The following is a 21,999-nucleotide window of genomic DNA, read 5'->3' as shown; positions in this document are numbered from 1 at the left end:
ATCCGCCCATTCCCCTAGTCGTCGTCCTTACCGGAGCCCGCTCCGATACCCGTCCGATGAAAACGAGCATGCAACGCAAGCTCGACCAGCTCACTACCCGTCTGGCCGAACTGAACGATCTGTTGAGCCGAGAGGACATCACCTCGAATCTCGACCAATACCGCAAGCTCACGCGGGAACACGCCGAGCTTGGGCCGGTGGTCGAGCACTACGCGCTGTGGCGCCAGGCCATGAACGACGCGGCCACCGCGCAGGAATTGCTGGCGGATGCGTCCATGCGCGACTTCGCGGAAGAAGAAATTCGCGCGGCCCGCGAGCGCATGGACAAGCTCGGCGCCGAGTTGCAGAAAATGCTGCTGCCGAAAGACCCGAACGACGATCGCAACATCTTTCTCGAAATCCGCGCCGGCACGGGCGGCGATGAATCCGCGCTGTTCGCGGGCGACCTGCTGCGCATGTACCTGCGCTTTGCCGAGCGCAACCGCTGGCAAGTGGAGATGATGTCGGCGAGCGAATCCGATCTGGGCGGCTACAAGGAAGTGATCGTGCGGATCGCCGGCGAGGCCGCCTATTCGAAGCTGAAGTTCGAGTCCGGCGGCCATCGCGTGCAACGCGTGCCGGCGACCGAAACCCAGGGCCGCATTCACACCTCCGCATGCACGGTCGCGGTGATGCCGGAAGCGGACGAAATCGGCGAGGTCGAGATCAATCCGGCCGACCTGCGCATCGACACGTTTCGCGCGTCCGGCGCGGGCGGGCAGCACATCAACAAGACCGATTCCGCGGTGCGCGTCACGCACTTGCCGACCGGCATCGTCGTGGAGTGTCAGGACGATCGTTCGCAGCACAAGAACAAGGACCGCGCGCTGAAGGTGCTGGCCGCGCGTATCAAGGACAAGCAGTCGCACGAACAGCAGGCGAAGGAAGCCGCCACGCGCAAGAGCCTGATCGGCTCGGGCGACCGCTCGGAGCGGATCCGCACGTACAACTTCCCGCAAGGACGTCTGACGGATCACCGCATCAATCTGACGCTCTACCGCCTCGACGCGATCATGGACGGCGATCTCGACGAGCTGATCGCGGCGCTCGTCAGCGAGCATCAGGCCGAATTGCTGGCCTCGCTGGGCGACGCGGACTGACGCGCGCATGACTTCGGCCACGCCTGCTACGCCCGCCGCACCGGCCACGCCCGCCGCGCTGTTGCGCGCCTCGCCGCTGCCGTCGCTCGAAGCGCGGATTCTGCTCACGCACGTGCTCGGCTGGCGGCCCACACAGCTGATTACGCGCAGCGACGAAGTGCTGGGCGCCGAGTTTGTCGAACGTTATCTGGCGTTGCAAGCGCGGCGCGCAGCCGGCGAGCCGGTGGCGCAACTCGTCGGCGCACGGGAATTTTTCGGGCTGGATTTCGAAGTGACGCCGCACGTGCTGATTCCGCGCCCCGAAACCGAATTGCTGGTCGAGGCCGCGCTGGCGTCGCTCGAAAACAGCCCGCGGCCTCGCGTGCTCGATCTTGGCACCGGCACCGGCGCGATTGCCGTCGCGATCGCCTCGATGCGGCCGGACGCGCAGGTCTGGGCGCTCGACCGTTCCGCCGAGGCGCTGGCGGTGGCCACGCGCAACGCCGCGCGCCTACTCGACGCGAAGCGTCCCGGCGGCGCTGTCGTGTTGACGCAAAGCGACTGGTACGACTCGCTCGACGCCACCTTGCGCTTTGACGTGATCGTCAGCAATCCGCCGTATATCGCAAGCGGCGATCCGCATCTGGATGAAGGCGATCTGCGCTTCGAACCGCGCGGCGCGCTCACCGACGAAGCCGACGGGCTCAGCGCAATCCGCGCGATCGTCGCCGGCGCGCCCCCACGGCTCGCGGCCAACGGCGTATTGTGGATGGAGCATGGCTACGATCAGGCCGAAGCCGTGCGCGCGTTGCTGACCGCGCAGGGCTTTGCGCAAGTCCGCTCGGAACACGATCTTGCCGGCATCGAGCGGATCAGCGGCGGGCGTTTGGCCGGTTGACCCGCATCGCCAATATCCACAAGCGCGGAACGGGCATCGCGGCGCTCGGCCGGCTGTATCGAAATCCGCTATCATTTCAGCCTATTCCCTACACATAACGGAACCGCAAGGTCAGTCATGGATACGCAACAACGCATCAAGCAAATCGTCGACGACAACGCTGTCGTTCTCTTCATGAAGGGCACCGCTCAGTTCCCGATGTGCGGCTTTTCGGGTCGCGCCATCCAGATCCTGAAGGCGTGCGGCGTCGGCGAGATCAAGACCGTCAACGTCCTCGAGGACGACGAAGTCCGCCAGGGCATCAAGCAGTTCTCGAACTGGCCGACCATTCCGCAGCTCTATGTGAAGGGCGAATTCATCGGCGGTTCGGACATCATGATGGAAATGTACGAATCGGGCGAACTGCAACAACTGTTCGCCGCGGCCTGAGCGGTCCCGGTCAACCCGCTTTTATCCCTAAGGCGCCGCGAGCCATGGAAACACGCGCTGCGGCGCCACGCCGGCTGATCGTCGCGATCACTGGCGCGACCGGTGCCATCTACGGCATCCGTCTGCTCGAGACGCTGCGCCGGCTGGGCGGCGTCGAAAGCCACCTGCTGATTTCGAGCGCGGGCTGGCTCAACATCCAGCACGAACTCCAGTTGAGCAAAGAAGAGGTGCATCCGCTCGCGGATGTCGTCCATTCGGTGCGCGACGTCGGCGCGAGCATCGCGTCGGGTTCCTTTGCCACCGACGGCATGGTCGTCGCCCCTTGCTCGATGAAGACGCTCGCCAGCGTTGCCCACGGTTTCTCGGACAACCTGATCACGCGCGCCGCCGATGTCACGCTCAAAGAGCGCCGCCGCCTCGTGTTGCTCGTGCGCGAGACGCCGTTCAATCTGGCGCACTTGCGCAATATGACGGCCGTCACTGAAATGGGCGGCGTGATTTTCCCGCCCTTGCCGGCCTTCTACAACCAACCCGCTTCCATCGACGAAATGGTCGATCACACCGTGGCGCGCGTGCTGGATCTGTTCGCGCTCGGGCCGGCCTTGTCGCCCGCGTGGGCTGGGCTGCGCGGCGCTCAGGAATAACGCGCCAGCGAAATAAGTCTGCGCACACGCGCTGATTAACAACGCCTGCGACACAATCAATTCCGTTTTTACCCGTTTATCAAACGGCAGTTCACCCCTATATTGGTAGCAACCCAATCTCTGCGCCGCACATTAGCGGCGGCGCTGCTGCCATGAACCGCTTGCCTTCGCTTTTCCTGTCGCACGGCGCGCCCACGCTGCCGATCGACCCGTCGTTGCCGTCCGCCGAATTCGGCGTACTCGGCGCACAACTGCCGCGTCCGGAATCGGTGCTGATGCTGTCGGCCCATTGGGGCACGGCGCAGCCAGTGGTGAGCACGTCGACGGCGCCGGAAACCATTCACGATTTCTATGGCTTTCCGCGTCAGTTGTACGAGATCCAGTATCCGGCGCCGGGCGCGCCCGATGTCACGCGCCGTGCCGCGGTGCTGCTCAACGACAACGGCATCCTCGCGGACGCCCAGCCGCACGGACTCGACCACGGCGCATGGGTGCCGATGCTGCTCATGTTCCCGCACGCCGACGTGCCCGTCGCCCAATTGTCGATCCAGCCGCACATGGACCCGGCGCACCACTTCCGCGTCGGCCGTGCGCTGCGTTCGCTGAGAGACGACGGCGTGATGGTGATCGGCTCCGGCCAGATCACGCACAATCTGCGCGCCGCCGATTTCTCCGCGCGCCCCGAAGACGCCGATCCGCGCGTCGCCGAATTCACCGGCTGGTTCGAGGAAAAGCTCGCCGCGCACGATATCGACGCGCTGCTCGACTACCGCCGCCAGGCGCCGCATGCGGTGCTGATGCACCCGACCGACGAACATCTGCTGCCGGTCTTCGCCGCATTGGGCGCAGCGGACGACGATTATTCGCTGGCCATCCAGTCGCTCGGAACGTATCAGCGTTCGCTGGCCATGACGAATTACGTGTTCGGCACCGTCTGATCCATTGGCCGCCTTGCGTTAAGCACGACCTGAACGCCGCAAACAAAAACCCCCGCCTGAATTGCTCGAGGCGGGGGTTTTTTACAGCGGATCCGACTTCGATCCAGCGAGCAGACTCAGAGCGGCACCTCAGTGCGCACCCATGCCTTCGAGCACTTCGTCGTGCTCCTCGCGCTCGTCCAGATATTCCGAGCGATAGCCGCTATTCACGCCCCAGTAGTAAAACACCAGCGAAAACGCGATGACTACGAGCATGTCCCAGCCGTAAGGGATCAGGTCATGACCGCCGAACTGCTTGCTGCCGATCAGCGACAGAATCGCCATCACCGGCAGATAGGCGACTAGCCACCATGCCGCCTTCAGATCACGCCCCCAGCCGGCAAAGCCCGACTTCGCCTGAAAGTAAAAGTACACCGGCAGAGCGACGACCATCAGCAAAATGATCTCGCCGGTCAGCGGCCACTTCGCCCAGTACAGGATCAGCGACGCGCAGACGAACGCGAACGGCGCAATGATCTTCATGCCCGGAATATGCAGAGGACGCTCGAGGTCGGTCGCCGCGCGGCGCAGGGACATCAGGCTGATCGGGCCGGTCAGGTACGAGATCACCGTGGCGACCGAAATCACCGCCGCCAGCGAACTCCAACCGCGGAAGAAGAACAGGAAAATGAACGACACCAGCAGGTTGAACCACATTGCCTGACGCGGCACGCCGTAGAACGGGTGTACGTTGCCGAACATCTTCGGCATCGTGTTGTTGCGCTCCATGGCGTAGATCATGCGGCTGGTGGTCGCCATGTAGGTCGTGCCGGTGCCGCTCGGGCTGACGAATGCATCGACGTAGAGCAGGATTGCCAGCCAGTTCAGATTCAGCGCGATCGCGAGCTCGGCGAACGGCGACGCGAAGTTGAAGTGACTCCAGCCCTTCACCACGTCGCTCGGGTTCACCGCGCCGATATACGCGATCTGCAGCAGCACATAGATCACCAGTGCGAGCAGGATCGAGCCGATCACCGCGAACGGCACGCTCCTGGCGGGATTGCGCGCTTCACCGGCAAGGTTGATCGGGCTCTGGAAACCGTTGAAGGCGAACACGATGCCGCTCGTCGCCACGGCGGTCAGCACCGCCGACCAGCCGTACGGCGCGAAGGTGCTCACTTCGCCGAAGTTTTCCTTGTGGAAGCCCGTCAGCATCAGACCGAGAATCGTCGCGCCGGGAATCAGAAACTTGAAGATCGTGATGGCCGAATTGGCGCGCGCGAACAGTTTGACGCCCCAGTAATTCAGGAGGAAGTAAATGATCACGAGCGCCGCGGACAGCAATAACCCGTTGGTGGTTAATGACCCATCCACGAATAGCGCATGCGCCCATGGATAGGGCCACGTACTCATATATTGAATGGATGCTTCAGCTTCGATGGGAATAACCGAAACGATAGCGATCCAGTTGGCCCATGCGCTGATGAAACCGACCAGTGCGCCATGCGAATAGCGCGCATAACGCACCATGCCGCCGGATTCAGGGAACATCGCGCCGAGTTCAGCGTAGGTCAATGCGATCGCGAGAATCACGACCGCGCCGATCACCCATGCACAAATGGCTGCGGGCCCGGCAATTTTTGCAGCCTTCCACGCGCCGAACAGCCAGCCCGATCCGATGATCGAACCCAAGCCGGTCAGCATCAGCGCGAACGGCCCGATGTTCCGTTGTATAGAACTTTTCACGTCTTCTCCTGTGACGGCCGGCGTTGGCGCTTCCGCACCTGCCCCGGCCCCATGCAAGTTTGCAGCAGATCCATGCCCGCACCGCTGACATCGCTTATGGCGCTGGAGACGGGTGACACGCATGCCTGCGCGACGGTTCATTCCAAACAGGTGCAACCGGCGCGCGGCGCGTAGTTTAACGGTTGCACCCAACGTGTGCACCGAAATTAGGGGTTCTCCCTAACAAAAAAATCGGATGAATGGCAAGCTTTGTAAGCAACTTTTGCGCCCGTTGTGCGAAAGTATGTAAAGTTATGTGGAGACTGTTGACCTTCTCTCAAAATCGCCGTATAACGTTCGGGCAGGATTTCAAGCGGCGAGTGAATTGGTCTTTCGTAGTTCGCCCATCAACGGTACTCCGGTTGGTCCCATTACCCCCTTCCTTGATTTTCATGCACCCTCTGGGCTTCGGCCTTATTTACCATCTTTAGGAACAAGTAATATGGAAACCGGTACCGTCAAGTGGTTCAATGACGCAAAGGGCTTTGGCTTCATCACGCCGGACGGCGGTGGCGAAGATCTGTTCGCGCATTTCTCGGAAATCCGCACGGAAGGCTTCAAGACGCTGCAAGAAAACCAAAAGGTTACGTTTGAAGTGAAGACGGGCCCGAAGGGCAAGCAAGCTGCTAACATCAAGCCGGTGTAAGCAACACGCTTCCTTCTGGACGCAAAAAAACCCCGCCTCGGCGGGGTTTTTTTATATCTGCTGCAACTACAAACCGCGATTATCTTCGCTGAATGCGATTGATAATTTCTGGTTATCCAAACAGACGCCGTGCGTGAATACCGAGTCCGGTCGCGACACTTGCGAGACGATCGCCGAATACCGCTTTGGCGTCCGGAAACGCTGCCGCCAATGCACCCGATAAAAATCCCAATCCGGTCGAGCCGCCAGTGAAATAAATCGCACTGAGCTCGCGCGTCGTGACGCCGGCTGCCTGCACCGTGTCGCGCGCCGCTTGCACGATGCGGCGCGTTTCCTCCTGCCCGGCCTTGATGAGCTGTGTTTCATCGAACGCGAGTCGCAGGTCGTCTTCCACTTCGTCGAGATCGATCACGGTCTCCCCGCCCGCCGCCACGCCGATCTTCGCCTCTTCCGCATGCGCCGCTAGCGCATGGCCCAAACGGCGGTCCACGACGCGCATCAGGCGGTCGTGATGCTTGACCTCGGTGAACAGATGCCGCATCAGCGCGAGTTCGCTGACGCGCTTCGGCGCATAGACAGTGTTGATCAGGTGCCAGGTCGCGAGGTCGAAGTAGACTCGGTTCGGGACCTCGCGGCCTTCCGGGTCCAGCGTCAGATAACCCAGTTCGCGCAGGATCGTCGCCAGTTCCACGCGACGGTCGAAATCCGTGCCCGCGACGTGTACGCCGTGGTGGGCCAGCACGTCGTCCTTGCGCTCGACGCGCTTCATCCGCTCCGGCCCGACCCGCACCAGCGAAAAGTCCGAAGTACCGCCGCCGATGTCGGCCACCAGTACGAGCCCTTCTTCCGTCAGATGCGATTCGTAGTCGAACGCCGCGGCGATCGGCTCATACTGGAAGTGAATCTCCTGCAAACCGACCGAGCGTGCGGCGGCTTCGAGTTGCCGCTGCGCCATCTGATCGGCGCGCGGATCGTCGTCGACGAAAAATACCGGGCGGCCCAGCACGGCGCGGCTAATCGGCCCGCCGGCGCTTTTTTCGGCCGAACGCTTGAGGTGATCGACGAAAATCGCGATCACGTCGGTGTACTTGATCGCGGAACCGTCGCCCAGATCGGTGGAGTTCTCAGCGAGCGGCGAGCCGAGAATGCTCTTCATCGAGCGCATCAGGCGGCCGTCGAAGCCGTCGATGTACGCAGCGAGCGCCGCTCGCCCGAATTCGCGGGTGTTCTCGTCGGTATTGAAAAAGACCGAGGTGGGCAGCGTCGTGTAGGCGCCCTCGACCGGCGCGAGCCTGAGCGCGCCGCCGTCAGGAACGGCCACGGCCGAGTTGGAAGTACCGAAGTCAATCGCGCAATAGTTCATGGCAGGAATCGCCGCTCACGGCTGGCGCGGACAGAAGGGGAGCGGCTTTGTATCACGAAAGGCCAGCCAGCATCAACTGGCGTTTCCGGCACGGTCGCGATAACTGAGAGGCCCGGCTCGACGGAACGAATATTGCTCATTTGGACAGGATACGCCGCCAATTTTCGGAATTCAGGAGACTTCAAGCAATGAGCGCGCCGCCCACCGCCGCTGTTCACGAAAAAAGCGCCACGGTCGTGGATACCGACCTGCCCTCGCGGCTCGACCGCTTGCCATGGGGCCGCTTTCACTCGCTGATCGTGGTGGCGCTCGGTGTCACATGGCTGCTCGACGGGCTGGAAGTGACGCTGGCGGGCGCAGTGGCGAGTGCGTTGAAGTCTAGTCCATCGTTGCACTTTACCAACGCCGACGTCGGTCTGGCCGGCAGCGCCTACATCGCCGGGGCGGTGCTGGGCGCGTTGGGGTTCGGCTGGCTGACCGACCGGCTCGGCCGTCGCAAACTGTTTTTCATCACGCTCGCGCTGTATCTGGCGGCGACTGCGGCGACCGCGTTGTCGTGGAATCTGGCCAGCTTTCTGCTGTTTCGTTTCCTGACCGGCGCGGGCATTGGCGGCGAATACACGGCGATCAATTCGACGATCCAGGAATTCACGCCGGCTCGGGTGCGAGGCTGGACCGATCTGGGCATTAACGGCACGTTCTGGATCGGCGCGGGGCTCGGCGCGGCCGGCTCGCTGGTGCTGCTCGATCCGCATCTGCTACCGGCCGACTGGGGCTGGCGGGCCTGCTTCTTCATCGGCGCAGTGCTCGCGCTAGGTATTTTGCCGATGCGCATCTGGGTGCCGGAGAGTCCGCGCTGGTTGCTCACGCATGGCGACGAGCGCGACGCACGCGCGATTGTCGAAGGGATCGAAGCGCGTTTTCGCCACGAAGGCCACACGCTTTGCGACGACAGCCTCATGCGTCTGCGCTTGCGCGCTCGCGGGCATACGCCGCTGCGTGAGGTGTTCCACACGCTCTTCAACGTGCATCGACGGCGCGCACTGGTCGGCCTGTCGCTGATGATCGCACAGGCGTTCTTCTACAACGCAATCTTCTTCACTTACGCGCTCGTGCTCACCGATTTCTACCACGTGCCGGGCGATCACATTGGCTGGTATCTGCTGCCTTTCGCGCTGGGCAATTTCCTCGGACCGCTGCTGCTCGGCCGGCTGTTCGACGTGATCGGCCGGCGCAAAATGATCTTTGCGACTTACACGATGTCCGCGATCCTGCTGACGCTGAGCGGCTACCTGTTCGAGCAGCAGTTGCTCACCGTCGTCACGCAGACGATCGCATGGATGGTGATTTTCTTCTTCGCGTCGGCGGCCGCGAGTTCGGCATATCTGACCGTCAGCGAATCGTTTCCGCTGGAAATTCGCGCGCTGGCCATCGCGGTTTTCTATGCGTTCGGCACGGCGCTCGGCGGCATCGCCGGGCCTGCGTTCTTCGGCCGGCTCATCGACACGCACCAGCGCAGCGCGGTGTTTTCCGGCTATCTGGTCGGCTCGGGGCTGATGCTCGCGGCGGCGGTGATTGCAGCGATCTGGGGCGTGGATGCGGAACGCAAGTCGCTAGAGAGCGTGGCCACGCCGCTCTCCAGCGTCGCGGACGGCGCGGAATAAAAAACGCGCGGCGACGACCGCGCGTTTTTTGCTTCGAATGAAACCTTCAAACCGCTCAGAACGCCTTTTTCCAGCCACCGCCGTAGGCAATTTCCGCCAGCGGCAAACGCTGACGCACCGACTTCTCGCGCTCGCGCAACACCGGATCCAGCTTGTCCACGTCGCCGTAATGACCGAGTGAGATGATGGCGATCACGTCGACGTCGGTCGGCAACTTGAATGCCGAGCGGAATGCGTTCGGGTCGAAGCCGCTCATCTGGTGCGCGGCAAGTCCGAGTGCATGCGCCTGCAACACCAGCGCCATCGCCGCGGCGCCCGTATCGTACGGCGCGCAGCGATTCACTTCGCCCTTGTTGGTGAGCGTGTGCGTAGTCACCGCGATCAGCACCGGCGCCGGCGCATTCCAGCCCTGGTTGAACGGCACCAGCGTGGCAAAGGCCTGCTTGAAAGAGACTTCATCGACGCTGCGGTCGAATACGAGGAAACGCCACGGCTGCCCGTTGTACGAAGATGGCGCCCAGCGTGCCGCTTCGAGCACGGATTGCAGATGCTCGCGGCTCACCGGCTCGCTCGAATAGGCGCGCGGGCTCCAGCGGCCTGCAATCAGCTCGTGAATGGCAACTGCGGTAGGGGCGGGTTTGTTGGTCATGCGCTTCTCTCGGTCGAAATTCATGATCGACGGGCAATTGCCCGGGGTCACATAGCATAACCGGGCTTCGGCGCGCGTGCTCCATCAGGCCAGCAGTTTGTTTACGCGCAGTGAAGCACTAGCAAAACGGCCCCGTGCGGGGCCGTCGTTCCAACAACTGTGCCGCGCTCCGTTCGAGTCGATCGGCTTCAGACCGCCTGCGGCTCCGGCACTTTGGCGGGCCGGTTGATCCGCAACACGATCACCGCCGCCACGAGACACAAACCGCCCGAAATCATCGACGCCACCGTGTAGGTGCCGAGGCTCGCGCGCAGCATGCCCGCGCCGAGCGCTGCGAACGCCGCGCCGAGCTGGTGGCCGGCGACGACCCAGCCGAACACCACCGGCGCCGACTCCTTGCCGTAGACGTCGGTAGCCAAACGCACGGTCGGCGGCACGGTAGCGATCCAGTCGAGGCCGTAGAACACGGCGAACAGCGGCAAACCGAAGAAGTCGATGCCGAACGCGTGCGGCAGATACATCAGCGACAAACCCCGCAAACCGTAGTACCAGAACAGCAGCACGCGGCTATTGAAGCGGTCCGACAACCAGCCAGAGAGTGTCGTGCCGAACAGATCGAAAATGCCCATCGCGGCAAGCAGCGACGCGCCCTGCACTTCCGTCATGCCGTAATCGCCGCACATCGCGATCAGATGGGTGCCGACGTAGCCATTGGTGCTTGCCCCGCAGATAAAGAAGCTGAAAAACAGCAGCCAGAAGTCGCGGGTTTTACTCGCCATCGCGAGCGTGCCGAAGGCGATCGCCAGCGGATTCTGTTTCGTGACGGTGCTGTTGATCGGCGTATCGTGCGGCTCGCCGTACGGGCGCAACTTCATATCGGCCGGACGTTCGGGCAAGAGAAACGCCACCAGCGGAATCACGATCGCGGCAGCGATGGCGACGACCCACACCACTTGCCGCCAGCCTTGATGCTCCGCGATGGCCGCGAGCATAGGCAGGAACACCAGTTGTCCGGTCGCTGAACTGGCCGTGAGAATGCCCATGACGAGGCCACGCCGCGTCGTGAACCAGCGCGTCACTACCGTCGCCGACAACGACAGCGCCGCGACGCCCGTCGAGCCGCCGACCATCACGCCCCAGATCAGCACCATTTGCCACGGGTGCGTCATCAGCGACGAGAGCGCCACGCCCGCCGCCATCGTGCCGAGCGCGGCCAGCAGCGTGGGACGCACCCCGAAACGCTGCATCGCCGCGGCCGCGAATGGCCCCATGAGACCGTACAGCGCGATATTCACCGAAATTGCCAACGAGATCGTTGCGCGGCTCCAGCCAAATTGATGCTCGAGCGGCACCATCATCACGCTCGGCGTGGCACGCGTGCCCGCTGCCGCCAGCAGCACCAGAAACACCACTGCGACGGTCAACCAGCCGTAGTGGAAACGTCCGCCAATCAGTTTCGCTGCCCAATTCATCGGTTCTCCAATCGACGCCGACCTCGCAGGCCACGCCGCTCATATTCTTACGACTTCAGTAAAGGACTTGTGACAGATCAGTCACAATGAGTGTTGCGATATTAGTTACTGGTCGGTAACATGTCAAGGCGTCAAGTTCATTCAGGTGGCCACCCATGTCCGACAACGAAATTCACAAGCCTGCCAGTACACGGCGTGCACGCGGCGCGCAGACAGCCGGGCCCCAGGCGCAGCAGCATCTGCTTCGTGCCGCGGACGAGTTGTTCTATCGCGAGGGCGTGCGAGCCGTCGGCGTCGACGCGGTTGTCGAACGCGCCGGCGTGAACAAGATGAGCTTGTACCGCCAGTTTTCGTCGAAGGACGAACTGATCATGGCTTATCTGGAGCGCAAGGACGAGCAGTTCTTCGGTTATGTGGAGAGGAGCTTCGCGAAGCATCCGGGCGAGCCGGCCAAACAGCTTCAGCAATATTTCGACGATCTCGCGGGGCGCGCGTCGATCGACGGCTATCGCGGCTGTCCCTTCGTGAACGTGTCGGTCGAGTTTCCGGACGCGGCGCATCCGGCGCGACAGTTCGTGTTCCGCAACAAGGCGCGGTTGATGGCGCGCCTCACGGAACTAACCACGGCGGCGGGCGCCGACGATCCCGAAGCGCTGGCCAATGCGCTCGGTTTAATGATCGAAGGCGTGTATGCGGCGAGCCAGACCTACGGCCCGGGATGCGGCCCCATTCTGGCCGCGCCGAAAGTCGCCGCGCAGTTGATCGCCGCCGCATGCGGCACGACGGCGGCGCCCTCGGGCGCTTGAGATTCCTGCTTGGCGGTGCTGTTTGCGCGAGGCGGTTGCGTGAGCCTCGAATCGGTATCGAGGCGCGCCGTTAGAATGGCGTTTATTTCCCCCGCCGCCACCTGCCATGTCTTTGTCCGCCGAATCCGATGATGCTGTTGTTGCCGCCACTCGTCACTGGCTGACCGAGGCGGTGATCGGCCTCAACCTGTGTCCGTTTGCCAAGGCCGTGCATGTGAAGGGCCAGATTCGCTACGTAGTCAGCCATGCCGCGGACATGGAAGGCGTGCTGACCGATCTCGAAACCGAGCTTCAGACGTTGATGGAGGCCGATCCGGACGCGGTGGATACGACACTGTTGATCGTGCCCCACGCACTCGGCGACTTTCTCGACTACAACGACTGCCTGTTTTTCGCCGACCGCATGCTCAAGCAGCTTCGGCTCGAAGGCATCGTTCAGATCGCCAGCTTTCATCCTCAATATCAGTTCGAAGACAGCCAGCCTGACGATATCGAAAACTACACGAACCGGGCGCCCTACCCGATTTTGCACTTGCTGCGCGAGGACAGCATCGAGCGCGCGGTTCAGGCGTTTCCCGATGCGGAAGAGATTTACGAGCGAAATCAGGAAACGCTTCGGCGAATCGGCCTTGCCGGCTGGAATGCGTTGATGAAGCCGTAATTCATCCAGCGGCTCGGCGCGAAGAAAAGCCGCCTCGTCAAGCCGATACAAAGAACCGCTCTTTCAGTTCCTCGATACCGAGCGTCTCCATCACCTCATTGAGGCGCTCGGCCGGCCGCCGCCTCGGCAAGTCCTTGTACTGGGCGATGATGAGTTCGTTTTTCATCGAATGCTCCCATCCCACCAGCTCGGTCACGCTGACCTGATAGCCGTGCGCTTCGAGCTGCAAACATCGCAGCACATTTGTGATCTGGCTTCCAAACTCCCGCGTATGCAATGGATGCCGCCAGATTTCCGTCAAGGCGCTCCCCAGCGATTTGCCCTTGTTCTGCCGCAGCACACCCGCCACCTCGGCCTGACAGCACGGCACGACCACGATGTATTTCGCTTTCTTCTCCAGAGCGAAGCGCAGCGCGTCGTCGGTCGCCGTATTGCAGGCGTGCAGCGCCGTCACGATATCGATCTGGCCCGGCAAGCGATCCGACGTGATCGAGTCCGCCACCGAAAGATTCAGGAACGACATGCCCGTAAAGCCCAGCCGGTTCGCCAGCTCCTCCGACTTCGCGACCAGCTCCTCGCGCGTTTCGATGCCGTATATGTGCGACGCCCCACCAGCCTGAGCCTGAAACTCCTTGAAGAAAAGGTCGTACAGGATAAAACCTAGGTAGGACTTGCCCGCGCCGTGATCGACGAGGGACACGGCGCCCTGTTTGTCCTTGAGGTCCTTGAGCAGCGGCTCGATGAACTGGAACAGGTGATAGACCTGTTTCAGCTTGCGACGGCTGTCCTGGTTCATCTTGCCGTCGCGCGTGAGGATATGGAGCTCCTTCAGCAATTCGACGGATTGGTTGGGACGGATTTCGTGGGTTTTGCTGGACATCGGGGGAAACCGTCATCAATTGCAGCGCGAACGTGCGACAGGCGACGGAAAAAGGGAAAAGTTGCTGCCAGTTTACCCAAAGTGCGGCCCGCTTACCGAAAGAGCCGCGCGGATCATGCAAGAAATGGTGTCAATCTGGAACACTTCCTGCTCTAAAAGCTCTACTCAGGGGGGCCAGATAGGCGCAAAAAGCAGCGTGCGTACCGGCTGAGCCCGTCGGCGTCGGCCGTCTCGCCTATAACAAGTGGCTGCGGCCGTGACTTTGATCACGCGAACCGAATGCATGTGGGGAGGACGGTCCCGGAACACGGGCCGAACGTTACGTAACCAGCAGCGCGCCGAGACTTCCACCGGACGCGCGCTCGGAAAATAGAAGAGGCAGCAATGGATACGGTACCCAACGGAAACGTCGAACAGAAGTTTCAGGAAATGCTGGCGAAGCTCATCGCCACCCCGGCCTGGTCGGAGAAGCAGCAACTCGAGCTGGAAATGGCCCGTGACATCTCCACGGAAATGCTCCGTCTCGCCGAAATCATGCGCGACGGCAGCGTGGACATGGAAACCTGCCTGACCATGCTCAAGTACGCCAAAGTGCTCGACTTCGTCATGACAACGCTCGCTTCGCGGCGCGATATCAAGCCGCAAACGCTGCGGGTCATCTTCAAGCTTGCGGGCTTGAAGGTAGACGAGGCCTACCCCGGCTAGAACAGTCCCAATACGTCGCTACCCGCACGGGCGGCCAGACGCCGCTCGTGCAGGTCGCACGGCCTATCTCATTCCCGAAAGACAGCAACTCACGCGCGCGGAGCCTCAACCGGTGGCGTGCCGTCGTGAAAGAGGGTCTTGAGTTGCGACCGCAACTCCGGCGAATCCGTGTGTTTGTGCACAGAGACCGCATGCTGGACTGCGGCGTCGAGCAATTCGCTCTCGGTGTCGGCAGATAGGGCAACCGTGCAGTTCATTTCGCTCGGGAATTCGCGACAATCAATGTATTTGCGGGACATGGCAGTCTCCTTGGTCAGACGTTCAGATATCCACGCAGGCAGCAGACGCGCGAAGCACAGAGCCTTCCGTGACGCGGCGTCACAGACAGCGGAGGCGCGTCGAATGGCAAGAAGACGGGGAGCTGGGTTTGACGCGGGAAAGACGCGCACGGCGTCCGATGGAAGGTGTCTGAAAATTATAGGTCGCGCCAGCCGACAACGAAGCCGCAGACGCAATCCAGCCGAACGCGGGACCGCCTGAACCGAGCCTTTTTCAGCCCACGTGCCCGCCCTCGCGTTTGCCCTGCGCCGGCCGCGGTGTAAAAATAGCGCCCTTCGCACCGCCCGCTCATCTGGTCCGGCCGGCGCGCCGCCTCTTCCGCTCATCCGCAGGTCCGCATGTCATCCTCATTCGATTCCGCCCGCGTCGCCGTGATTGGCGGCGGCCCCGCCGGCTTGATGGCCGCCGAGGCGCTCGCCCGGCCAGGCGTGCGGGTCGACGTCTACGACGCCATGCCGTCGGTCGGCCGCAAATTCCTGATGGCGGGCAAGGGCGGCATGAATATCACCCATTCGGAACCGCTCGAGCCGTTCCTCGGGCGCTACGGGGCCCGCCGCGAGCAACTCGCATCGCTCGTGAACGCCTTCGATCCCGACGCCTTGCGTGTGTGGTTGCACGGGCTGGGCGTGGAAACCTTCGTCGGCAGTTCGGGCCGCGTTTTTCCGGCCGACATGAAAGCCGCACCCATGCTGCGTGCGTGGCTGCATCGATTGCGCGAAGCGGGCGTGGGCTTTCACATGCGCCACAAGTGGACCGGCTGGGACACCGAAGCGGGCGCGGACGCTGCCACGCATACACTTCGATTTGCCACGCCCAACGGTGAGCAAACTGTAACCGTCGACGCCGTAGTGTTCGCGCTTGGCGGCGCAAGCTGGCCGCGTCTGGGTTCGGACGCCGCCTGGGTACCGTTGATGGCCTCGCGCGAGGTACCGGTGACGCCCTTGCTGCCGGCGAATTGCGGCTTCGACGCCGACTGGAGCCCCTACCTGCGCGAGCGTTTTGCAGGCCAACCGGTGAAGCCGGTAGCCATCGCACTGACGAGCGTAGACAATAAAGTCCACAATCGACAAGGTGAAATACTTCTGACCGAAACCGGCCTCGAAGGGAGCCTGATTTATGCCTTGTCGGCGGTGATCCGCGACCGAATTCTCGCCGACGGTTCCGCGACAATCACGCTGGACCTGGCGCCGGGCTTGCCTTTGGAGCGAGTCGTCGCCGAAGTCACGCGACCGCGCGGCTCACGCTCGATGTCGAGTCACCTGCACGGCCGGATCGGGATCGGCGGAGTCAAACTGGCTCTGTTGCATGAGATTTTGTCGAAAGAGGCCTTCGCCGACGCGAACGGCCTTGCGCACGCCATCAAGGCGCTGCCGGTGCGCCTCACCCGTGCAAGGCCGATCGCGGAGGCAATCAGCACCGCCGGCGGCATTCCCTTCGAGGCGCTCGACGAGCACCTGATGATTGAACGCCTGCCGGGCGCATTCTGCGCAGGCGAAATGCTCGACTGGGAAGCGCCCACGGGCGGCTATCTCCTCACTGCCTGCTTTGCCAGCGGCCTCGCGGCAGGGCGTGGCGCGGCGGCATACCTCGGCAAACTCAAGGCGAGCGGCGCATCGACGTGACGCGCCGCCTTGCTGCGTGGCAGCGCATTGCGCCGCTTATCGCGGCTTGAGACGCCACAGCGAAGTGACTTCAGCGATGCGCGCGGTGTGCAGCGCGTCGGTTTCATCGGTCGACTTGGGGTGCCGCGGACGAATGTCCTCGCGCCCGATCACCGTCAATCCGGCCTTGTCGATGGCGGCGAGCAGCCAGTCGCGCGTGCGCAAGCCGAGATGCTCCGCGAAGTCCGACATGATCAGCCAGCCTTCCCCGCCCGGCGACACATGCTCCGCGAGCCCATTCAGGAAACCGAGCAGCATACGGCTTTCCGGATCGTAGATCGCATATTCGATCGGAGAAGCGGGCCTTGCCGGCAGCCACGGCGGGTTGCACACCACGAGTGGGGCACGGCCTTCCGGAAACAGATCCGCTTGCACGACCTCGACCTGCTGGTCGTAGCCGAGACGCGTCAGGTTCTCACGCGCGCAAGCGAGCGCTCGGGGATCCTGATCGGTGGCGATGATTTTCTTCACGCCGCGTTTGGCGAGCAGCGCGGACAATACGCCCGTGCCCGTGCCGATATCGAACGCCTTGTTCAGCGAAGGCAGCGGCGTGCGCGCGACGAGATCCACATACTCGCCGCGCACCGGTGAAAACACCCCGTAGTGCGGATGGATCCGCTCGCCCAGTGCGGCAATCTCGACGCCCTTCTTGCGCCATTCGTGCGCACCGATCATGCCGAGCAACTCGCGCAGCGATACGACGGACGCCTCGCCGGTGGCCGGTCCATACGTTTCGATGCAGGCCTGCTGGACATCGGGCGCGCGACGCAGCGGAATGCCGTATGCGGCGTCGAGCGGAATCAGGATCATGCCGAGCGTGCGCGCGCGTTGCGACTGTGCCTGCCTGTGCAGGTTGAACGCGTCGAGCGGCGTTTCGCCCTGCTTGCGAGGCTTGCGCTCGAGCCGGCGCGTGACCGCTTGCAGCAGTTGGCGAGCGTTCTGGAAGTCGCCGTTCCACAGCAGCGCCGTTCCTTCGCAAGCGAGACGGTAAGCGGAATCGGCGGTGGTGCGGTCGTCCGCGACAATGACGCGCTTGGGCGGCGGCACCGCCGCTTCGGAGCGCCAACGCGCGGCGCGGGGGCCGTCGGCTTCGGGCCAGGTGATGGTTGCTGGGCTGGTCATGGTAAAGGTGGGATCGGTGTTGCGGGAGCGACGCGCTGAGAAACCGCGTCATCGGGGGCGTTGCCCGCCGGAGTTACTTGATAGCGTGGCCGACTGACGCCCGAATAGTACCTCGGTGGTTCGGGTTCGCGGTGCGGTATTCGCCGGCAAACCCCTGGAGAAACGCGCCGATGTGGACTAAAAAGTCCACCATCGACAAGGTGAAAGAGATATGGCATTTTTGGACCGATATTGAGCCTCACCGTTGCGTCACGGAACCGCCTCTCTCTGCGCACTTTATCGACGAGGATCGGCTCAGTCCTACGCGACTCCGCGATTTATTCGATTGAATAGGCAAAATCTTTATACAAGTAGGCAACTCGTCTATCCCGAGACGCAATTCTTTGTAGGGGTTTACAGCCGGTTAATGGACAGAAAGGAATGTGACCGGTATAGTTTTCCCAATTAGTGGAACGCAACTATTCCAAGAAGAACCTGAGAGACCCACAGCGGCGCCGGGCAATACCCTCCACGGCGCCAGCTCATCAGAATAAAGCTACGATTGCGGGCGCTAATTCGCGTCCGCAACTCGTCTCTCATTAATCTGCTTATTCAAGACAACACGCATTTCAAACGCGGTGATTCTTTAATCACGCAGCGTGTGCACGCATAAATGAAAAACGGGGTTTCTGAATGAACAGAAACCCCGTTTAGTACAACTGGTGCGGCTGCAGGAATAAAACAAATCCTTAAATCCATTGCCAGTCAAGGCCGAGCGAGCGCACAACAAATCTCCATGCCCCCAAAAGTGCCCCCAAATCCCACTGAAACTTTGGTTCGAAGCCACTTCTTCTTACGCCAGACCATTGGACCAAACGCCAATGAATAGGATTTTACCTGATGTCGGACTACTATGGACTGCATTGGACATGACTGGACAGAACACCAAAACATTGGGCTGGCGTTCGGCTCCCCAGGACCGCGTCAAGACGTCGGGGCAATTCGCTAACAAGGACGAGCTCGCAACCGTACTGAGGCCTTGCAGTAGGCAAATGATCGGGAACGGCCCAATGCTGCGGCCCGTCGCGGCTCCCCTACATGCAGTATTGCCCTAATGCTCGACCGTTACGTGGTGCCGTTCATTAAAGGGTTTTTTTGTGCGCTAGCGCTTAGAAATGAGCGGCGCTGATCGACCAGTTGCTGCCTGTAGCCATGTCATGCGCTGAGTGTAAAGCGCCCGTGACTAACGCCCGGGCAGCACTTCGACCGGCCAACGATAGGAGCTATACAGATATTGACCGCCACCCTCCCGGTCAGTCAGCTTGGCGCGGATCTTGAACCTTGTTCCCACCGGATAATCCCGCGACAACTTCTTCGAACACTCAACATGGATTGTCTGCGGATATTTTTGATCTGCGGCAGGCCGGATATGAATTGCACCATGGAGGCCGGTTGTTTCGACCGGCACGAAACTCTCAACGATGACGTATTCGTAGTGGGTATCGAGCGCCATGATGCCTCTCAGGTTTTTATTATCCGTGTGCGAATTTGGATATCACCCCCGTGAGGGTCGCGCTACCCATAATCTGGTCATCGCCCAACAGGACGTATGACCAGGGCTTTGTACCGCACTCCACCGCGTGCCGTGTCGCCGCTTGGCACCATTTGGTCGCAGCTTTCGCCTTGGCCTGGACGACAGGGTCCGACAGCTCATCCTTGCTCTTCACCTCGCAGATCACCATGCGGGTGTCCGTCTCGATCACGAAATCGGGCTCGTAGTTGTCGCCCGAGCGATATTCGATCTGGAACTGGGCACGGCCTGGCTTCAACCACTTTTCGACCGTCGGGTCGGCATCGATCAGAACAGCAAACCGGCGCTCCGGATCGGAGTCGAATTTCTGCAGCGAATAGCAGCAATTTTTGAAGCCGCCGAAGACCTGGCGCTTGGTTTCGGACATTGGCGTAACGATCTGCCGGAAGTCCCTAACCTTCTGTCCCGGAACGATGTTGAACGGTTGCGGTTGCAGCAGCGTGAAACCTCTTGTGACGCGAACCTCGTAGTCGTCCTCGCCGAGCGGAGTTTCGTGGTAATTCTGCATCATCTGCGCAAACACGAACTCGGCCAGTTGCCGACCATTGCGCAGCAGGACGTTCTCGACGTCCGCCGGATCTTCAAGATACGAGCTGACGCGGGTGACGACCTGACCTGAGAGCTTGTAGAGAAGGGCAGCGTGAGCGTCGTAATCGATCTCGTTTCGCTCGATGAGAAACCGCACCAGATAGTCTTCCAGCCGGTCTTCCCGCGGATCGTCGACAGTCTTCGCCAGGTATGTCCGCGCTTCGGTCCGCAGGGTCTGGATGACAAGTCCGTCGTCGATCGGACGGACATTGATCGTCGTGAGATCCTTGAGATCGAAGTCGGCGAACTGAAACGTCGCCTGGCGTTTGGGCAAGACGAGAATCTGGGGAATCGACAACGTGCGCTCGGCGACCGTCTGCGTGACTGCCGAAACGATCTCTTCGACCCGGGGGGCCGGGACGATGCCCTCCAATGTGCTCTGGACAGGGCGAACAATCTCCTGGACCGCCACGACGATCAGGCGCTGAACATCGGTCGAACGCAGTTCATCGGCGCTGCCAAGCTTACGCTCGAAGCGCCGGATGACTTCGAGCGTCACTTCAGCGGTTCGTATTTCCTCCGGGGTCTCGAGCGTCAGCACGGGCTTGGTGGCAGGAGCCTCGAGCCCCGGCAGCGATGGTCCCGTGCCGGTGATCATGATCTCTGCGATCGAGGGAGCCGTGACGAGCGTTGCACCGCCCGACGACACATCGCAGCCATCGCCGATCTCAATCTGCTTCATGACGATCGAGCCCGGCTCGCGCGCCTTCTGGATGATCTCGTCGAAGCGGTCATGCGCAATGACGGTCAGGCGGTCGACGGCGGCAAAATCCTCTTCGTCGTACCGTGTGACCCGCTCGCCATAAGGCAGACGCAGGCCGCGGCCAAGTGTCTGCTCCGTGAGGATGTCCGACGCCGATGCCCGGAGCGGCACGATCGTATAGAGGTTAGTCACGTCCCAGCCCTCTTTGAGCTTGTTGACGTGAATGACAACCTCGGTCCGACCGTCCTGCTCGAGTGCCACCAGCCGCTGCGTCGCCTCTTCGCTTTCCTCTCCGCGCAGCGCGGAGTGCACCTCGGCGACCTTGTCCTTGAAGCGCCCCCGAAAGAAATCCTCGGACTCTACGTAAGCGCGGATGCGACGTGCGTGATCCGTATCCTGTGCGACGACGAGGATGAACGGGTGCACCTTGGGTCGCCCGGTGACACGGTGGTAACGGTCGAGTTCGACGGCGACGTGGTCGTGGTTGTGGACTGCGTCCTCGAGCTTGATCTGCTCGAGGCGATCTTCGGAAACCGATTCCGGATCGAAGTCCTTGCGCGTCGCGACCGCCGGTTCCTTCACGAAACCGTCTGCCATCGCCTCTCCGAGGCCATAGCTATAAATGACGTTCTGGAAGGGCGTCGATTTTGCACCGACTGTTCTAGGGGTTGCGGTCAGTTCGAGCCCGAGAATCGGCTTGAGGCCATCGATCGCCTTCGCTCCGGCGCTCGCGCGGTAACGGTGGGCCTCATCCATCACGACAACGAGGTCGTCGAGCCCGGAAAGATAGTCGTAGTAGCTCTCGCCGATGGTTTCCTGCAGCCTCTTCATCCGCGGCGTACCGCGAGGTCCCTCTTCCTTGTTGATCTTGTCGATGTTGAAGATGTTGATGTGAACGTCGCTTCCGAACAGATCGGAGGCACGCCCATCGGCATGCCGGACACCGCGACCGCTTTCATAGTTGTCGCCAGTGATGATGAGCGGCGGATTGGTCGCGAACTCGGCGATCCCCTTGAAGACGTATTTCGGATGTCCAGGCGTGAAATCGTTGATCAGCTTGTTGTAGATCGTCGTGTTCGGCGCCAGCACGAAGAAATGGCGACTTTGCCCCGTGAGGTAAAGATAGGAGACAAAGGCCCCCATCAGGCGGGTCTTGCCGACGCCGGTCGCAAGGGCGAAACAGAGCGAAGGGAAGTCGCGCTCGAAATCCTGGAAAGACGGCCATCTCTCACGGATGCCCGCAAGAGCCTGGCCGTCGGCTATGTCCTTTCCGAGTGAAATGCGTTCGAGCACCTCGGCCAGGATTTCGAGGGAATCCGCTTGCGGCTTGCGGAGGGACAGTCGTTGGGTGATGCTATGGAGCTCGCGATTCATTCTTG

Annotated in this window: 20 protein-coding genes; 11 read left to right on the top strand and 9 right to left on the bottom strand. The window is 61.7% G+C overall.

Features of this window, described 5'->3' with window-relative positions; all coding sequences use genetic code 11:
* Window positions 1-56: 56 nt before the first annotated feature.
* From prfA to BLW71_RS18320, 5 genes are all read left to right on the top strand, one after another.
* Window positions 57-1,139, top strand: coding sequence for a peptide chain release factor 1 (gene prfA / locus BLW71_RS18340; protein ID WP_091798661.1), 1,083 nt, complete (start codon window positions 57-59; stop codon window positions 1,137-1,139).
* A gap of 7 nt (window positions 1,140-1,146) precedes the next feature.
* The gene (gene prmC, locus BLW71_RS18335; protein ID WP_091798658.1) at window positions 1,147-2,016 is read left to right on the top strand and encodes a peptide chain release factor N(5)-glutamine methyltransferase; all 870 of its coding nucleotides are present in this window, start codon (window positions 1,147-1,149) and stop codon (window positions 2,014-2,016) included.
* Between the two features lie 117 nt (window positions 2,017-2,133).
* Entirely contained in the window at window positions 2,134-2,445 is a 312-nt protein-coding gene (gene grxD / locus BLW71_RS18330) for a Grx4 family monothiol glutaredoxin (RefSeq protein WP_007180255.1), read from the top strand.
* A 44-nt stretch (window positions 2,446-2,489) separates the two neighbouring features.
* Complete coding sequence (locus tag BLW71_RS18325; RefSeq protein ID WP_091798655.1) at window positions 2,490-3,089, top strand: UbiX family flavin prenyltransferase; 600 nt, start codon at window positions 2,490-2,492, stop codon at window positions 3,087-3,089.
* A gap of 152 nt (window positions 3,090-3,241) precedes the next feature.
* Window positions 3,242-4,027 carry a DODA-type extradiol aromatic ring-opening family dioxygenase gene (locus BLW71_RS18320; RefSeq protein WP_091798652.1) on the top strand — a complete coding sequence of 262 codons (786 nt, stop codon included), beginning with the start codon at window positions 3,242-3,244 and terminating at the stop codon, window positions 4,025-4,027.
* A 129-nt stretch (window positions 4,028-4,156) separates the two neighbouring features.
* Here the strand turns inward: BLW71_RS18320 and BLW71_RS18315 are convergent, their stop codons facing one another.
* On the bottom strand, window positions 4,157-5,752 hold the full coding sequence (locus BLW71_RS18315) for an APC family permease (RefSeq protein ID WP_091798648.1): 1,596 nt from the start codon (window positions 5,750-5,752) through the stop codon (window positions 4,157-4,159).
* A gap of 481 nt (window positions 5,753-6,233) precedes the next feature.
* On the opposite strand from BLW71_RS18315, the gene BLW71_RS18310 reads away from it, so the two are divergent.
* A complete protein-coding gene (locus tag BLW71_RS18310; RefSeq protein ID WP_007180251.1) occupies window positions 6,234-6,437 on the top strand; it encodes a cold-shock protein in 204 nt (67 codons plus the stop codon).
* Window positions 6,438-6,549: 112 nt separating this feature from the next.
* On the opposite strand, the gene BLW71_RS18305 is transcribed toward BLW71_RS18310, so the two are convergent.
* Window positions 6,550-7,800, bottom strand: a complete 1,251-nt coding sequence (locus BLW71_RS18305) for an Hsp70 family protein (protein ID WP_091798645.1) — start codon at window positions 7,798-7,800, stop codon at window positions 6,550-6,552.
* Window positions 7,801-7,988: 188 nt separating this feature from the next.
* On the opposite strand from BLW71_RS18305, the gene BLW71_RS18300 reads away from it, so the two are divergent.
* Window positions 7,989-9,464 carry an MFS transporter gene (locus tag BLW71_RS18300; RefSeq protein ID WP_091798643.1) on the top strand — a complete coding sequence of 492 codons (1,476 nt, stop codon included), beginning with the start codon at window positions 7,989-7,991 and terminating at the stop codon, window positions 9,462-9,464.
* Between the two features lie 55 nt (window positions 9,465-9,519).
* Here BLW71_RS18300 and BLW71_RS18295 read toward each other — a convergent pair whose 3' ends face one another.
* Together BLW71_RS18295 and BLW71_RS18290 are read right to left on the bottom strand one after the other, a co-directional pair.
* Window positions 9,520-10,113, bottom strand: coding sequence for a nitroreductase family protein (locus BLW71_RS18295; protein WP_177205061.1), 594 nt, complete (start codon window positions 10,111-10,113; stop codon window positions 9,520-9,522).
* A gap of 188 nt (window positions 10,114-10,301) precedes the next feature.
* Entirely contained in the window at window positions 10,302-11,585 is a 1,284-nt protein-coding gene (locus BLW71_RS18290; RefSeq protein ID WP_091798640.1) for an MFS transporter, read from the bottom strand.
* Between the two features lie 155 nt (window positions 11,586-11,740).
* Between BLW71_RS18290 and BLW71_RS18285 the strand changes: the two genes are divergently transcribed.
* Both BLW71_RS18285 and BLW71_RS18280 read left to right on the top strand, forming a co-directional pair.
* Window positions 11,741-12,391, top strand: coding sequence for a TetR/AcrR family transcriptional regulator (locus BLW71_RS18285; RefSeq protein WP_091798637.1), 651 nt, complete (start codon window positions 11,741-11,743; stop codon window positions 12,389-12,391).
* 106 nt (window positions 12,392-12,497) lie between these two features.
* A complete protein-coding gene (locus BLW71_RS18280) occupies window positions 12,498-13,052 on the top strand; it encodes a DUF1415 domain-containing protein (protein ID WP_091798634.1) in 555 nt (184 codons plus the stop codon).
* Between the two features lie 37 nt (window positions 13,053-13,089).
* Here the strand turns inward: BLW71_RS18280 and BLW71_RS18275 are convergent, their stop codons facing one another.
* Window positions 13,090-13,932 carry a class I SAM-dependent methyltransferase gene (locus BLW71_RS18275; protein WP_091798631.1) on the bottom strand — a complete coding sequence of 281 codons (843 nt, stop codon included), beginning with the start codon at window positions 13,930-13,932 and terminating at the stop codon, window positions 13,090-13,092.
* Window positions 13,933-14,316: 384 nt separating this feature from the next.
* On the opposite strand from BLW71_RS18275, the gene BLW71_RS18270 reads away from it, so the two are divergent.
* Window positions 14,317-14,637: a type II toxin-antitoxin system HicA family toxin gene (locus BLW71_RS18270; RefSeq protein WP_091798629.1), complete on the top strand. Its 321-nt coding sequence runs from the start codon at window positions 14,317-14,319 to the stop codon at window positions 14,635-14,637.
* Between the two features lie 89 nt (window positions 14,638-14,726).
* Here BLW71_RS18270 and BLW71_RS18265 read toward each other — a convergent pair whose 3' ends face one another.
* Window positions 14,727-14,936, bottom strand: coding sequence for a DUF1059 domain-containing protein (locus BLW71_RS18265; RefSeq protein ID WP_091798627.1), 210 nt, complete (start codon window positions 14,934-14,936; stop codon window positions 14,727-14,729).
* Window positions 14,937-15,314: 378 nt separating this feature from the next.
* Here BLW71_RS18265 and BLW71_RS18260 point away from each other — a divergent pair, with 378 nt between their 5' ends.
* Window positions 15,315-16,598, top strand: coding sequence for a TIGR03862 family flavoprotein (locus BLW71_RS18260; protein WP_091798625.1), 1,284 nt, complete (start codon window positions 15,315-15,317; stop codon window positions 16,596-16,598).
* Between the two features lie 36 nt (window positions 16,599-16,634).
* Here the strand turns inward: BLW71_RS18260 and BLW71_RS18255 are convergent, their stop codons facing one another.
* The 3 genes from BLW71_RS18255 to BLW71_RS18245 all read right to left on the bottom strand — a co-directional run bounded on the left by BLW71_RS18255 (window position 16,635) and on the right by BLW71_RS18245 (window position 21,994).
* The gene (locus tag BLW71_RS18255) at window positions 16,635-17,759 is read right to left on the bottom strand and encodes a methyltransferase (protein WP_091798622.1); all 1,125 of its coding nucleotides are present in this window, start codon (window positions 17,757-17,759) and stop codon (window positions 16,635-16,637) included.
* A 1,222-nt stretch (window positions 17,760-18,981) separates the two neighbouring features.
* The gene (locus BLW71_RS18250) at window positions 18,982-19,251 is read right to left on the bottom strand and encodes a hypothetical protein (protein ID WP_091798620.1); all 270 of its coding nucleotides are present in this window, start codon (window positions 19,249-19,251) and stop codon (window positions 18,982-18,984) included.
* Window positions 19,252-19,270: 19 nt separating this feature from the next.
* Window positions 19,271-21,994, bottom strand: a complete 2,724-nt coding sequence (locus BLW71_RS18245; protein WP_091798618.1) for a DEAD/DEAH box helicase family protein — start codon at window positions 21,992-21,994, stop codon at window positions 19,271-19,273.
* Between the last annotated feature and the right edge of the window lie 5 nt (window positions 21,995-21,999).

It is taken from the genome of Burkholderia sp. WP9 (assembly GCF_900104795.1).
GTDB lineage: Bacteria > Pseudomonadota > Gammaproteobacteria > Burkholderiales > Burkholderiaceae > Paraburkholderia.
This window is presented reverse-complemented; position numbering and strand designations above follow the sequence as displayed.